General features: G+C 64.9%; 12 protein-coding genes. 8 read left to right on the top strand and 4 right to left on the bottom strand.

Annotation, left to right across the window (positions count from 1 at the left end; genetic code table 11):
- Positions 1-43: 43 nt before the first annotated feature.
- The 3 genes from U4Y88_RS12285 (at position 44) to U4Y88_RS12295 (ending at position 4,109) form a co-directional block, all read left to right on the top strand.
- Positions 44-1,006 carry a biotin/lipoyl-binding protein gene (locus tag U4Y88_RS12285; protein ID WP_415774427.1) on the top strand — a complete coding sequence of 321 codons (963 nt, stop codon included), beginning with the start codon at positions 44-46 and terminating at the stop codon, positions 1,004-1,006.
- Positions 1,007-1,201: 195 nt separating this feature from the next.
- Positions 1,202-2,803: a Na+/H+ antiporter gene (locus tag U4Y88_RS12290; protein WP_321784178.1), complete on the top strand. Its 1,602-nt coding sequence runs from the start codon at positions 1,202-1,204 to the stop codon at positions 2,801-2,803.
- Positions 2,804-2,975: 172 nt separating this feature from the next.
- Positions 2,976-4,109 carry an NADH:flavin oxidoreductase/NADH oxidase gene (locus U4Y88_RS12295; protein WP_321784180.1) on the top strand — a complete coding sequence of 378 codons (1,134 nt, stop codon included), beginning with the start codon at positions 2,976-2,978 and terminating at the stop codon, positions 4,107-4,109.
- A gap of 76 nt (positions 4,110-4,185) precedes the next feature.
- On the opposite strand, the gene U4Y88_RS12300 is transcribed toward U4Y88_RS12295, so the two are convergent.
- Complete coding sequence (locus U4Y88_RS12300) at positions 4,186-5,232, bottom strand: LacI family DNA-binding transcriptional regulator (protein ID WP_321784182.1); 1,047 nt, start codon at positions 5,230-5,232, stop codon at positions 4,186-4,188.
- A gap of 209 nt (positions 5,233-5,441) precedes the next feature.
- On the opposite strand from U4Y88_RS12300, the gene hisD reads away from it, so the two are divergent.
- Together hisD and U4Y88_RS12310 are read left to right on the top strand one after the other, a co-directional pair.
- Positions 5,442-6,755, top strand: a complete 1,314-nt coding sequence (gene hisD, locus U4Y88_RS12305) for a histidinol dehydrogenase (protein ID WP_321784184.1) — start codon at positions 5,442-5,444, stop codon at positions 6,753-6,755.
- 226 nt (positions 6,756-6,981) lie between these two features.
- A complete protein-coding gene (locus tag U4Y88_RS12310; protein ID WP_321784186.1) occupies positions 6,982-8,373 on the top strand; it encodes a GntP family permease in 1,392 nt (463 codons plus the stop codon).
- An 88-nt stretch (positions 8,374-8,461) separates the two neighbouring features.
- Here U4Y88_RS12310 and flhC read toward each other — a convergent pair whose 3' ends face one another.
- Together flhC and flhD are read right to left on the bottom strand one after the other, a co-directional pair.
- Positions 8,462-9,067, bottom strand: a complete 606-nt coding sequence (flhC, locus tag U4Y88_RS12315) for a flagellar transcriptional regulator FlhC (protein ID WP_321784518.1) — start codon at positions 9,065-9,067, stop codon at positions 8,462-8,464.
- Between the two features lie 21 nt (positions 9,068-9,088).
- A complete protein-coding gene (gene flhD, locus U4Y88_RS12320) occupies positions 9,089-9,406 on the bottom strand; it encodes a flagellar transcriptional regulator FlhD (protein WP_224013473.1) in 318 nt (105 codons plus the stop codon).
- A 375-nt stretch (positions 9,407-9,781) separates the two neighbouring features.
- Here flhD and U4Y88_RS12325 point away from each other — a divergent pair, with 375 nt between their 5' ends.
- The gene (locus U4Y88_RS12325) at positions 9,782-10,363 is read left to right on the top strand and encodes a GNAT family N-acetyltransferase (protein WP_321784188.1); all 582 of its coding nucleotides are present in this window, start codon (positions 9,782-9,784) and stop codon (positions 10,361-10,363) included.
- A 27-nt stretch (positions 10,364-10,390) separates the two neighbouring features.
- On the top strand, positions 10,391-10,912 hold the full coding sequence (locus U4Y88_RS12330) for a GNAT family N-acetyltransferase (protein WP_321784190.1): 522 nt from the start codon (positions 10,391-10,393) through the stop codon (positions 10,910-10,912).
- A 25-nt stretch (positions 10,913-10,937) separates the two neighbouring features.
- Here the strand turns inward: U4Y88_RS12330 and U4Y88_RS12335 are convergent, their stop codons facing one another.
- Positions 10,938-11,780 carry a helix-turn-helix transcriptional regulator gene (locus tag U4Y88_RS12335; protein ID WP_321784192.1) on the bottom strand — a complete coding sequence of 281 codons (843 nt, stop codon included), beginning with the start codon at positions 11,778-11,780 and terminating at the stop codon, positions 10,938-10,940.
- 258 nt (positions 11,781-12,038) lie between these two features.
- Between U4Y88_RS12335 and U4Y88_RS12340 the strand changes: the two genes are divergently transcribed.
- Positions 12,039-14,246, top strand: coding sequence for a TonB-dependent siderophore receptor (locus tag U4Y88_RS12340; protein WP_310631909.1), 2,208 nt, complete (start codon positions 12,039-12,041; stop codon positions 14,244-14,246).
- The last annotated feature ends 17 nt before the right edge of the window (positions 14,247-14,263 follow it).

The following is a 14,263-nucleotide window of genomic DNA, read 5'->3' on the forward strand; positions in this document are numbered from 1 at the left end:
TCCCGTGTGACCGACGCATCGACGACGACCCGATGATGACCCGATGATAACTACCCGAACCCTCCTGCGCGCCGCCACCACGCTCGTGCTGCTCGCCGTCTCCATCGCGCTCGTGCGCGCGCTCTGGCTCGACTACATGGACTCGCCGTGGACGCGCGACGGCCGCGTGCGCGCCCAGGTCGTGCGGATCTCGACCGACGTGTCGGGCCTCGTGAGCGAGGTGCGCGTGCGCGACAACCAGTACGTGCACAAAGGCGACGTCCTGTTCGTGCTCGATCCGGCGCGCTTCCAGTACGCCATCGCGCAAGCCGACGCCGATCTGCTGCGCGCCCAGGCGCAACTCGCCGAAACGAAGGCGCGCATGACGGCCGCGCAAACCGAACTCACGATGAAGCGCGCCCAGGCCACGCGCCGCGCGCGTCTCGCGGGCGATGCGATCTCCGAAGAAAGCCGCGCCGACGCGGACTCGCTCGCGCGTCAATCCGAAGCGACGTACGCGGGCGCGGCGGCGGCGTTCGCCTCGGCGCAGGCGCAGGTCAAGGCGGCGGAAGTCGCGCAGCGCACCGCCACGCTCAATCTCGCGCGCAGCGAAGCGCACGCGCCCGCCGACGGCTACATCACCAATCTCGATCTCTATCCCGGCGATTTCGCGAGCGCGGGCGTCGCGCGCATGGCGCTCATCGACGCGCATTCGTTCTGGGTCTACGGCTATTTCGAGGAAACGAAGCTGCCCGCCGTGCGCGTGGGCGACCGCGCGCAGGTGCGGCTGCTCTCCGGCGGCGAGACGATCGAAGGTCATGTCGAAAGCCTCGCGAGCGGGATCGCCGATCGCGACAATCCGACCAGCAGCGGCGACCTGCTCGCCAACGTCAATCCGATCTTCACGTGGGTGCGCCTTGCGCAGCGCGTGCCGGTGCGCATCCACCTCGACCGCGTGCCCGCCGACATCAAGCTCGCGATGGGCATGACCTGCACGGTGAGCCTCACGCCTTCCGCGCGGCGGTGAGTTAGCGGCCAGGGCTGCGGATAGGTCTGCGCCTGCGCTTAAGCGCATCGCAAGCGGAAAGCCTCTATCCTTTCACCGGCCATTCAACTCGCTGACGCGCGCCCGCCGCGCGCGGCGGCCCAACCTGGAACATCTCATCATCGTGATTTCGCTTCAATCCGGCGCCCGCGCGCCGCTCGTCGAGCCCGCGCGCGCATGAGCAACGTCGAGCTTTTTCATTACCTGCTGCTGTTGATCTGCGGCGCGGGCGCACTCACGTGGCTCGCCGAACGCCTGACGATTCCGCCCGCCGTCGTGCTGCTGTTCGGCGGCTGCGTGGTCGCGGTCGCGGGCAAGCGCGTGCCGGACATGGACCCCGGCCTGCTGCTCGCCGCCGTGATGCCGCCGCTCCTGATGTCGAGTTCGTTCTACACGGCGTGGAAGGAATTTCGCAGCGAACTGGGCACGATCGTTTCGCTCGTGCTCGGCGCGGTGACGTTCACGACCGTCGCGGTCGCGTTCGCCGTGCATGCGTTCAATCCCGCCTTGCCGTGGGCCGCGTGCTTCACGCTCGGCGCCATCGTCTCGCCGCCCGACGCGGTCGCCGCGAAAGCGATCCTGCAACGCAATCCGCTGCCCGCGCGGCTCGTGGCCGTGCTCGAAGGCGAAAGCCTCGTCAACGACGCCTCGGGCCTGCTGATCTATCAGATCGCCGTGTCGGCGGCGCTGGCCGCGACCACGATCACCGTCGCGCAAGGCACCGGCCTGTTCTTCACGCTGATCCTGATCGGCATCGCGGTCGGCCTTGTGTGCGGCCAGGCGATGTGCACGGTGCTCGCGCGTCTCGTCGATCCGATGCTCGGCATCGTGCTGAGCTTCGCGATGGCGTGGGCGAGCTATGGCGTCGCCGAAGCGGTCGGCGGCTCGGGCGTGCTTTCGGTCGTGACCTGCGGGCTCGTGCTCGGCATCCGCCAGCATCGCGTGTTCAGCGCCGATATGCGCATCAAGGCCAAGGCGACGTGGGAAGCCATCGTGTTCGTGCTCGACGCGCTGGTTTTCGTGCTGATCGGCCTCGCGCTGCACGGCATTCTCGCGCGCGTGAATCACGAGGGCGCGGTCGTGATCGAAGGCCTGCGCGTGGCGCTGCCCGCGACCGCCGCGGCCATCGTCGCGCGGCTCGTGTGGGTGTTCGCGACGATCTGGCTGCCGGGGCGCTTGCGCTCACACAACGCGACCGGCGCAGGCAACGGCAACCGCCGTCCCTGGTCCTTCGGCGAAGCCGCCGTGATGGGCTGGGCGGGCATGCGCGGCGTGGTCAGCCTCGCGGCCGCGCTGGCGTTGCCGGGCAGCTTTCCGGGCCGCGACGTCATCGTGTTCAGCACCTTCCTGCTGATCATCGCCACGCTGGTCGTGCAAGGCGGCAGTCTCGCGCTGCTGATCCGTCTGCTCAAGCTGCGTCCGCCCGCGCGTCACACGATGTCCGAGCACGAAACGCGCGCGCGCACCTTCGGCGCATCGCTGAAGGCGCTCGACGAAATCGGCCAGCGCGCCGACGCCATCGAGCCCGCGATGCTCGAACGCCTGCAAGCGGAGTACCGCGTGCGCGTGAGCGCGAACGAAGACGCGCACACCGAGGGCGAGGCGCGCATCGCGCACCGCGAGCGCTTCCTGCGCGTCGAACTCGAACTCGTGGGCGTGTCGCGCCAGACGCTGCTCGGCCTGCATCGCGCGGGCAAGGTCGACGACGCAGTGCTCCATCGCATCGAGTCGGAACTCGATCTCGAAGAGTTGCGGCTGTTGCGTCTGCTGGAGCCGTAACCAAGGACAGGATGCGTTGTGTGTGGCGCGTGCGTCTTACGTTGCGCCGCGCGCAACGCCACGTTCCGCTTTGTGCTGATTCTCCACGCGAGCGCCGCCGCGTAAGCTCTGTTCCAGCGTTTCGCCACGATGCGAAGCCCCGAAAACGCAGCACTCACGCAAAGGAATCGTCATGTCCAGCCAGCTGTTCTCCCCCGTCGATATCGGCCCGGTTCGCCTGCGCAACCGCATCGCCATCGCGCCCATGTGCCAGTACAGCGCCGCGCACGGCGAGGCGAACGACTGGCACCTGATGAACCTCATGCAGTTCGGCATCTCCGACGCCGGCCTCGTGATGCTCGAAGCGACCGCGATCGAGCCGCGCGCACGCATCACGCACGGCTGCCTCGGCCTCTACGACGACGACACCGAAGCCGCGCTGCGCCGCGTGATCGAATCGGCGCGCGCGGTCGCGCCGCGAGGCACGCGCTGGGGCATTCAGCTCGGCCACGCCGGACGCAAGGCGTCGGCGCAACGGCCGTGGGAAGGACGCGGCGCGCTCGGTGAGAATGAAGATCCCTGGGATACCGAAGCACCTTCGGCCATCCCTTTCGCCGAGGGCTGGCACACGCCACGCGCGATGCAAAACGATGACCTCGCACGTGTGCGCGATCGCTTCGTCGAAGCGGCACAGCGCGCCGTGCGTCTGGGTTTCGACGTCGTCGAAATTCATGCGGCGCATGGCTATCTGCTGCATCAGTTTCTTTCGCCGCTCGCGAACCAGCGCGACGACGCGTATGGCGGCAGCCTTGAGAACCGCATGCGCTTTCCGCTGGAGATCGCGGACGCGGTGGCGGCGGTGCTGCCCGCACACGTCGCGCTCGGTTTTCGCATCACCGGCACCGACTGGCTGCCTGGCGGCATCACGGTTGAGGAAGCGGCGGTGTTCGCCAGCGCGTTGAAAGCGCGCGGCGTGAGCTATGTGTGCGTGACGTCGGGCGGCGTGGCGCATGCGTCGATCAAGGCCGTGCCCGGCTATCAGGTCGCGCTCGCCGAGCATGTGAGAAAGGCCAGCGGCATCGTCACGCGAGCGGTCGGCATGATCGTCGAGCCCGAGCTTGCGGAAGCGATCGTGGCCGACGGTCAGGCCGATATCGTCGCCATCGGTCGCGCGTTTCTCGACGATCCGCGCTGGGCCTGGCACGCGGCCGAGCGCCTCGGCGCGGTCGACGCCATCGATTACCCGCCGCAGTACGAACGCGCGGGCGCACCGCACTGGCGCGGCGCGGCGCTGCTGCGGCCGCGCGAGACGGCAACGACGGTGTGAGACGCATGCGCTGCCGCCTCGCGAAGCGAATCTTCATGCAGGCGGCAATCGCGCGCGCCGATTCACGGCGCGACGCTCACTTCACCGCCCCCGTCGACTCGCGCCTGAGCAGTTGAATCGGCAACACGTCGCGCGTGGGCGCGCCCATGCCGCCCGCGCGAATGCGCTCGACGAGGCGGCGCGCGGCCGTGCGCGCCATCGCCTCGACCGGCTGCCGGATCGACGTGAGCCCGACGAGCGGCGAGCCCGCCATCGGCATGTCGTCGAAACCGATGATCGACAGTTGCTCTGGCACTGCAAAGCCGCTGCGGCTCGCCGCTTCGAGCACGCCGAGCGCGATCGTGTCGTTGCCCGCAACGATCGCCGTGACCGGCTCCGCCTCGCCCAGTAGCGCCATCGTGCTCGAATAGCCCGCTTCGGTCGTGTAGTCGCCCCACACGATCGACAGCGCATCCGCTTCCACGCCCGCCCCCTTGAGCCATTCGAGCGCGCCGCGCGCGCGGTCGCGGCTCGTGGACGTGTTCTTCGGCCCCATCACCAGACCGATGCGCCGATGCCCGAGTTGATACAGATGCTCGGCCGCGACCGCGCCCGCATGCACGTTGTCGATCTCGACGGTATCGACCGCCACGTCGTCCACCGAACGCACCACCAGCACGAGCGGAATGCCGCGCCGCTGCATCTCGGCGACGACGGGCGAATCGAGCGTCGCCGTCGCGAACACGAGGCCGTCGAGATAACCGTCGATCAGCGGACGAAACGCGAGCAGATTCCCGGCGTCGTTCATCGGATCGATCATCAGCGTGATCTGGTAGCCGAACTCCTGCAACGCGTCGTGCAAATGCGTGAGCAGCACGGTCATGAAGCGGTTGTGCAGCGCGCCCACCACCACGCCGATCAGCTTGGTCTCCGACTTGCGCGCGCGCCGCCCTTGCGTCGGAATGCGATAGCCGAGTTCGGCCGCGACGGCCTGCACCGCGCTGCGCGTCTCCGAACTGATGGCCGGATGACCGGCGAGCGAGCGCGACACCGTCGAGACCGATACGCCGAGCCGCGCGGCCACGTCGTCGAGCTTGACCTTCGTGGTTTTCGGCCGCCCGGTTTTGCTTGCATTTTTTTGCATGAATCTCCCCTCCCAATCTTTCCGATTCTGTCCACCAATCTGCCCTTCAGACGCCTGTCGGCGCGTATACCCCAGGGTAAGTCGGGACTATTTGCACAGCATTTGCATAAAAACTTGCGCTAAATTTGCGTCCAATCGTAACGCAAAGCCGACGCAAACGGCAGCGCAAAACGGGTCCCCGCCCTTTCAGGAATCATCCAGGAACAACCATGGCAATCCACTACTTGAAGCACGGCCGCACCGCTGAAGATTCGTCGCAGGACGCCGCCAAGGTGCGCGACACGGTCACCGGCATCCTCGCCGATGTCACCGCGCGCGGCGACGAAGCCGTGCGCGAGTTGTCCGCGAAATTCGACAACTGGTCGCCCGAGCACTTCCGCCTGTCCGACGACGAGATCGCCGCCGCTGTGCGTTCGCTCTCGCAAGGCCAGCTCGACGACATCAAGTTCGCCCAGGCGCAGGTGCGCAACTTCGCGCAGGCGCAGCGCGATTCGATCCGCGATATCGAAGTCGAAACGCTGCCGGGCGTGGTGCTCGGTCACAAGAACATGCCGGTCGACAGCGTCGCGTGCTATGTGCCGGGCGGCAAGTTTCCGCTCGTTGCGTCGGCGCATATGGGCGTGGTGACGGCCAAGGTCGCGGGCGTGCCGCGCATCATCACGGCGTCGCCGCCCGTGCAGGGCCGCCCGAATCCGGCCGTGGTCGCGGCCATGCACCTGGGCGGCGCGGACGAGATCTACACCTTCGGCGGCGTGCAGGCGATCGCCGCGATGGCGCTCGGCACGCAGACCATCGACCCGGTCTCGATGGTCGTCGGCCCCGGCAATGCGTTCGTCGCCGAAGCGAAGCGCCAGCTGTTCGGCCGCATCGGCATCGACCTGATCGCCGGGCCGTCCGAAACGCTCGTGATCGCCGACGATAGTGTGGACGCCGAAATGTGCGCAACCGACCTGCTCGGCCAGGCCGAACACGGTTTCAACACGCCCGCGATCCTGCTGACGAACTCGATGCAGCTTGCGCAGGACACCATCGCCGAAGTCGAGCGCATCCTCAAGATTCTGCCGACGGCCAACACGGCGGGCGTGTCGTGGCGCGATTTCGGCGCGGTGATCGTCGCCGACAGCTACGAGGAAATGGTTCAGGAAGCCGATCGTATCGCGTCGGAGCACGTGCAGGTGATGACGCGCGACCCCGACTACTTCCTCAACAACATGAAGAACTACGGCGCGCTGTTCCTCGGCGCGCGCACCAACGTGGCGTTCGGCGACAAGGTGATCGGCACGAATCACACGCTGCCGACGGGCAAGGCCGCGCGTTACACGGGCGGCCTGTGGGTCGGCAAGTTCATCAAGACCTGCACGTATCAGAAGGTGCTCACCGACGAGGCGAGCGCGCTGATCGGCTCGTACTGCTCGCGTCTGTGCGCGATCGAAGGGATGATCGCGCACGGCGAACAGGCGAATATCCGCGTGCGCCGTTACGGCCAGAAGGACGTGCCTTACGGCTCGGCTGTGCCGGCCTAACAGACGCGATCGCATCGCAGCGTACGGCGGCGGGGCTGATGCCCCGCCTGAAGGAGACCGCCGGTTTCATCGGCGCGGCCGCCGCGCCGCGCGCATGAAAACGCACCCCCACGAAGGTCGGAACGGGACGCGGGATCGCACGATTGCGCGTCCCGCGCCTGCGCGCGCGTGGCACTCGCTGCCCCACGCCGCCACCCGACCGGCACGACAATAATCAGGAAATTCGATGAGTGTCATCATTGCGCTGGCCGCATTGTGCTTTCTCATGCTGGCGGCGTATCGCGGCTATAGCGTGATTCTGTTCGCCCCCGTCGCCGCGCTCGGCGCGGTGCTGCTGACCGACCCTTCCATGACCGCGCCCGTGTTTACCGGCCTGTTCATGGACAAGATGGTCGGCTTCATCAAGCTCTACTTCCCCGTCTTTCTGCTCGGCGCGATCTTCGGCAAGCTGGTCGAATTGTCGGGCGCGTCGCGCTCGATCGTCGCCGCCGTGATCGGCCTGCTCGGACGCGACCGCGCGATTCCGGTCATCGTGATCGTCTGCGCGCTGCTCACGTATGGCGGCGTGTCGCTGTTCGTGGTGGTGTTCGCCGTCTATCCGTTCGCCGCCGAAATGTTCCGCCAGAGCGGCATTCCCAAGCGGCTGATGCCCGCGACCATCGCGCTCGGCGCCTTCACGTTCACGATGGACGCGATGCCGGGCACGCCGCAGATCCAGAACATCATCCCGACGACGTTCTTCAAGACCACGTCCTGGGCCGCGCCCTGGCTCGGCCTGATCGGCTCGGCGTTCATCTTCATCGCGGGCGTCGTGTACCTCGAAGTGCAGTGCCGCCGCGCGCAAGCCAGGGGCGAAGGCTACGGCACGAATCTGCGCAACGAACCCGTGACCGCCGACGACGTGAAGCTGCCGCATCCGGCCGTCGCGATCCTGCCGCTCGTGATCGTCGGCGTGGTGAATCTGGTGCTGACGCATCTGATTCCGCAGTGGTATCCGGCCACGTACAGCTTCGCGCTGCCGGGCATGAGCGCGCCGATCAGCATCGAAATCGCCAAGATCAACGCGATCTGGGCCGTGCTCGGCGCGCTGTGCAGCGGCATTCTCGTGGTGCTGCTGTTCGGCTTCGCGTCGATTCGCGGCAGCTTCGCGGACGGCTCGAAAGCCGCCGTCGGCGGCGCCATGCTCGCGACGATGAACACCGCATCGGAATATGGTTTCGGCGCCGTGATCGCCGCGTTGCCGGGCTTTCTCGTGGTCGCCCACGCGCTTCAGTCGATCTCGAATCCGCTCATCAACGAAGCGGTGACGATCAATCTGCTCTCCGGTATCACGGGCTCGTCGTCGGGCGGGATGAGCATTGCGCTCGCGGCGATGGCGGACCGCTTCATCTCGGCCGCGCACGCGTCGGGCATTCCGCTGGAGGTGCTGCATCGCGTGGCGTCGATGGCGGCGGGCGGCATGGACACGCTGCCGCACAACGGCGCGGTCATCACCTTGCTGGCGGTGACGGGACTCACGCACCGCGAAGCGTATCGCGACATTTTCTTCATGACGGGGATTAAAGTCGCGGCATCGTTTCTCGTGATCGCGGTATTCCTCACGACGGGTCTGGTTTGACGCGATTCCGCATCCGGCTGCAATTGCCGCGCGGATAAAAAAACGCCAGCGTTTTGAGCGCTGGCGTTTTTCATTGAAAGCCTCAATCTCAAGCCGCTTCCGCTGCCGCCTCGTTCACGGCCGCTTCTTGCGTTTCCTCGCCGACCACCACGGCAATCGCCTCTTCGACCGCACGCACCGCTTTCCTCGTCTTGCCCGCGCGCGAAGGCGGCTGACATGCGGCACACACCACGCCCTTCTGCAAATCGTGCTTGTGCGCGACGAATTTGCCCGTGCAGCGGCAACACGGCGTCAATTGCAGCAATTCGGCTTCGAAGAAACGCACCAGCGTCCACGCGCGCGTCAGATCGAGCACGGGTTCGCCCTCGGTGCGTTTGCAGTGTTCGAGATAAAGCCGATAGCCTTTGGTAAGCGCGTCGAGATGCGAACAACTCGCCTCGCGCCTGAGAAACAGATACGTATTGAAGAACAGCGAAGCGTGAATATTCGCCAGCCACGGCATGTACCAATCGGCGGAAAACGGCAGCATGCCCTTCGGCGGCGACACGCCCCGCACCTCGCGATACAGGCGGATCAGCCGGTCGCGCGACAGATTCAACTCGCTCTCCAATACCTGCATGCGCGCGCCGAGTTCGATGAGCGCGACGGCGCGAAACACCTCTTGCGCGTCTTCGGTGACGCTTTTCCTGGGCATCGTATTCATGACGAATCGCGCCTAAATGAGCAGTTCGACCGGATGACCGGCCATCAGGATCGCCGCATGCGTCGAGACGATCTCTGCGTGCTTCGACGGCTGCGTGAGCGTCGAAAGCAGCATCTGGTCGTTGAAGCGGAACGCACACAATAAATGATCCGATGTGGCGAGCTTCACGACCTGCGCCAGTGACAGACCGGCAAGCAGGTCGGCGACCTCCGCCGACAAACCGAGCCGGAACATGCCGACGGCGCGATCCTCGCGCAACATGCGCTGCGCCAGCACGAGATAAGAGAGATTGACGTCGCGAATGCTTTCCTGAATGTCGAGTGTATTCATGGTTCTTAGCCCCGATCGCTGTTTATGAGCGGCCACGCTAAACGCCTGAATCGCTTCATCGGAAAACTTCGCGTTGATGCGGTCTTTATGCGGTCCGAGTGAAGGCCGATGAATCAAGCGCGGTGAATGTTTGCATTTCCAGATTAGTCCTGGCCCACGAGTCCGGTCAATGTTCACACGAATGAATTTAATCAATCGCTAACGGGAGGTGGTGAAGAGTCGTTATCGCGTGGGGGGTTGGGCATGGATCTTTCCTGGCGATGACTTCGTTGCGGCGGCAGGTAATTCGTACTGCGAGTGCAACGTGTAAGCGGTCATTTTGATCACTCGGCGGCGGCGCTTAAACTATGGGCAATCATCGCTCCCGGACACGCCATGAACAGCATGAGCGCAATCAGATTGCTAAAGCCGACGATCGACTTGCTTCCGCACTACGTCGCCGCGCTCGAGGCAGGCTGGTCGCCCGACAATGTCCGCAAGGAGATCGCGGCGCGCGAACAGTTGCAGGCTATCGGGATCGATGCGCAGGCGTTTGTCGATGGACTCGATGATCCGCAAGCCTCGGGCGATCCGATTGCGCTGCCCGACGGCACGACCGTCGCGCGTCTGCCCAGCATCGTGCGCTGGATCTGGGACGGCGAATTCGTCGGCTCGATCGGCTTTCGCTGGCAAGCCGGAACGGCGGCATTGCCGCCGCATGTGCTCGGGCATATCGGCTTCTCCGTCGTGCCGTGGAAGCGCGGCAACGGTTACGCGCAGCAGGCGCTCAATCTGATGCTGGGCGAAGCACGACTGCTGAACCTGCCCTACGTCGAGCTAACGGTCGGTCCGGAGAATATCGCCTCGCGAAAAACCATCGCCGCGTGCAACGGCATCCTGATTGAGCGGTTCAAAAAGACCGCCGCCTACGGCTTTGCCGAAGCGCTCAGATATCGCATCGAGTTACACGACGCCTGAAAGACTCGCACGCCCTGGAATGTCGCCATGAAAGCCAATTGGCAAACCACCCCGCACGAAACGCGTATTAGCGACGCCATTCCCATCGAATTGCTTCCCATATCCGCAGGTCAGACTGACCGGCAAGCGCTATTCGCGCTTTATCAATCGTCGCTGCGCGACTACATCGCTCAGACTTTCGGCTGGGACGACGCGTTTCAGCAAGCGCGCTTCAATACGTCGTATCGCGATGCCGATTTCGAATGGATCACTCAGGGAAAGGAAATCGCGGGCTATCTTGCGCTTGGCCATGAAGCGCAAGCCGTTCATGTGTCGCTGCTGATTGTGAAGCCCGAATTTCGCAATCGGGGCATGGGACGCGCGGTCATGCGAACGATCATGTCGCGCGCGTCGCAATCGAATCGGTCGATCACACTGTCGTGTTTCCTCTGCAATCACGATGCCGTGCGCTTCTATGAGTCGCTCGGTTTTCAGATCGAGGCGAAAGACGAACACTTCGTCACGTACCGATTTCCCGCAGACGGAAGCGGCGCGCCGTCCGCAGCATAACGGCCACCAACGTTTCAACCTCCGCTCACCCCCTGTTCAAACTCTGTCGAAACTGCTGCGGCGTACTGCCGAACGCGCGCCGGAACATCACCGTGAACGTGCGCACGTCGGCGTAACCGAGCGCCTGCGCCACATCGCCGGGCGCGTGGCCGACCGAGAGTTTCGACAAGGCGTCTTCGAGCCGCAGCCGCTCGCGCCATTGCACGAAGCTCATGCCGGTCTGCTGGCGAAACAGCCGCGCGAGCGTGCGCACGCTCGCGCCCGTGCGCTCGGCCCATTGTTCGAGTGTGTCGGCGTTCGCGGCATCGGCGATCAGGCTCTCGCAGATCGTGCGCAGACGCAGGTCGTCTGGCAGCGGCAGGCGCGGCTCGTCGGCGATATCGGGGATATCGGCGGCATCGGCATTGGCGGCATCGGCATCGGCGGCGCTCGCCAGGCGCTCCGCCAGCAAATGGAGAATCAGCGGTACGATCACGGCCGTGCGCCGTTCGGCGGCTTCGCCGTCGCCGGCCTCGCACATCGCCGCGATGCTCGCGCGCAGCAGGTCGTCGAGCGCGATCATGCGGCAGTCGCCCGCGAGCGGCGGCAGCGTGTCCGGGTCGATATAGAGCGTGCGCAGCGCGGTCTGGCCGACCATTTGCAATTCGTGCTCGATTTGCGTTCCGATCAGCAAGGCCATGCCAGGCTTGAGCGTCCACAATCCGCCCGGCGTGATCACGCGCACGATGCCGCCCGCCACGTAGATGAGTTGCGCGCGATGGTGAATGTGGGCGATTTCGTGGGCGCCGTCCGCGTAGTTGATCGCTTGCGCAATCACCTTTTTTGCAGCGGCGCTCTGTCCGAAGGTCTGGAGCCGAGGTGCGGCCATGTCCTGTTCGATGACAAAGTTGCAGCGTGATACTTCCAATACGCCAAAAATGTCCTTTTTGACGACAAAGTTGTCCTGACGTAAGTCAGGGTCTCCGATTATAGTGCCTCTGGGCGCGCTTTCGCGCCGCCTTGATCTGTCGTACTCCCCCACGGTTTTGCCCAATTAGCGCCACCAAGAGCACGCTTTTTTGTTTTTTACGATGTAACTACGAATCACTCTCATTCACATTTATCGACAGTAGCGGGTAGATCACACATGAAGACCGGGGTACGCGTTTCAAGCGCGTTGAGCAATGCCTTGCTGTTCTGCCTGTTGAGCGGCTTCCACGCCGCTCAGGCGCAGACCGCGACGACGACCAACACCACCGCCAGCACCACGACCGGCACGGACGAGCAGTTGCCCGCCGTCAAGGTGACGAGCAACCACGACAACCACGCCACCGGCACGGCGGACGGCTATGTGCCGATCACCTCCGTGTCGGCGACCAAGACCGACACGCCGCTGATCGAGACGCCGCAATCGGTCTCGGTGGTCACGAGCGACCAGATGAGCGCGCAAGGCGCGCAGACCGTGGCCGAAGCGCTGCGCTACACGGCGAGCGTGACATCGGAGATTCGCGGCGCGTCGGCGTCGGGCGCGCCTTACCTCTTCAGCCGCGGCTTCTACCTCGAACAGTTCCTCGACGGCTCGCGCATTCCGAGCGACGCGAGCTTCGGCTACGCGATCCCGAACTTCGACCCGTACGGTCTCGAACGCATCGACGTGTTGCACGGCCCGGCCTCGGTACTCTATGGCCAGGCCAATCCGGGCGGCGTGGCGAATCTCGTCAGCAAGCAGCCGACCACCACGCCGATCCACGAAGTGTTCTTCACGACCGGCAGCCACAATCTCCTGCAGGCGGGCTTCGATCTCGGCGGCGCGCTGAGCGCGGACGGCAAGCTCTCGTACCGGCTCACCGGCACGGGCCTCGACTCGACCACGCAGGTGAACGGCACGCGCCAGAAGCGCGTCTACATCGCGCCCGCCGTGACGTGGAAGCCCGACCAGAACACCACGCTCACGGTGCTCGCGAAGTATCAGCGCGACCCGGACGTCGGCTATTACAACTTCGTGCCCGCTGTCGGCACGGTGCTGTTCAATCCGGCGGGCAAGATCTCGTCGCACACAAATGTTGGCGACCCGGATTTCGATCATCACTCGCGCACGCAGCTTTCCGTGGGCTATCAGTTCGAGCATCGCTTCAACGAGACCTGGACGGTGCGCCAGAACACGCACTACACCTATGTGAAGGACGACTTCGCGAACGTGTTCCCCTACGGCTACGCGTCGGGCTCGAATACCACGCTGAACCGCTACTCGTTCTATAACCGCGAAAGCGCGAACGTCTTCACGATCGACAATCAGGCGCAGGCGAAATTCTCGACCGGCCCGGTCAAGCACACGGTGCTGGCCGGCTTCGACTTCCAGCGCGTGATCTACGGCGAAGACGTGGGCGCGGCCTTCGACGCGTCGTCGCTCAACGTGTTCGATCCGATCTACGGCAACAACACGATGCCCGCGCAAACCTCCTACGACCACATCCGCCAGAAGCAGCTCGGCGTGTATGCGCAGGACCAGATGGCGTTCGGCAAGTGGCGCTTCCTGCTCGGCGCGCGCGAGGACTGGGTCGACGCCGACGACAACAATCCCGTCACCTCGACCTACGAGTCGCAGTCGGCGCGCGCGTTCACGTGGCGCACCGGTCTCGTCTATCTGTTCGACAACGGCATCGCGCCGTATGCGAGCTTCTCGAAGTCGTTCGACCCGCAGGTGGGCGAGCTGTACGGCGGCGGCATGGCCAAGCCGACCACGGCGCAGCAGTACGAAGTGGGCGTGAAGTATCAGCCGACGGGTTACAACAGTTTCGTCACGGCGTCGCTGTTCAACCTGACCGAGCACAACGTGCTGACCGCCGACCTCGATCACTCGGGCTACTACACGCAGGCGGGCGAAGTGCGCGCGCGCGGGCTCGAACTCGAAGGCCACGCGAGCCTCACGAACGACCTGAACCTCGTGCTCTCGTACACGTATCTGAACGACGTGACGACCGAGTCCAACGACACGGCGACCACCATCGGCGGCACCAGCACGTCGCTGGAAGGCAAGAGCGTGTGGGGCATTCCGCGTCATTCGGCGTCGGCGTGGCTCGACTACACGATGCACGGCGGTCCGCTGCGCGGGCTCGGCTTCGGCGGCGGCGTGCGCTACATCGGCGCGACCTACGACGAGAGCAACACGATCCACGTCGGCGCGGTCACCGTGTTCGACGCGGCGGTTCACTACGACACCGGCAAGCACTGGCTGTTCTCGGTGAACGCGAAGAACCTGTTCAATCGCCAGTACATCGCGTCGTGCTTCAGCTCGACGACCTGTACCTATGCCGATGGCGTGGACGTGCTCGCCTCCGCGCGCTATCGCTGGTAAGCCCGAGGAAGCGTGTG

This window comes from Paraburkholderia sp. J94, assembly GCF_905220285.1.
GTDB classification, from domain to species: domain Bacteria; phylum Pseudomonadota; class Gammaproteobacteria; order Burkholderiales; family Burkholderiaceae; genus Paraburkholderia; species Paraburkholderia tropica_A.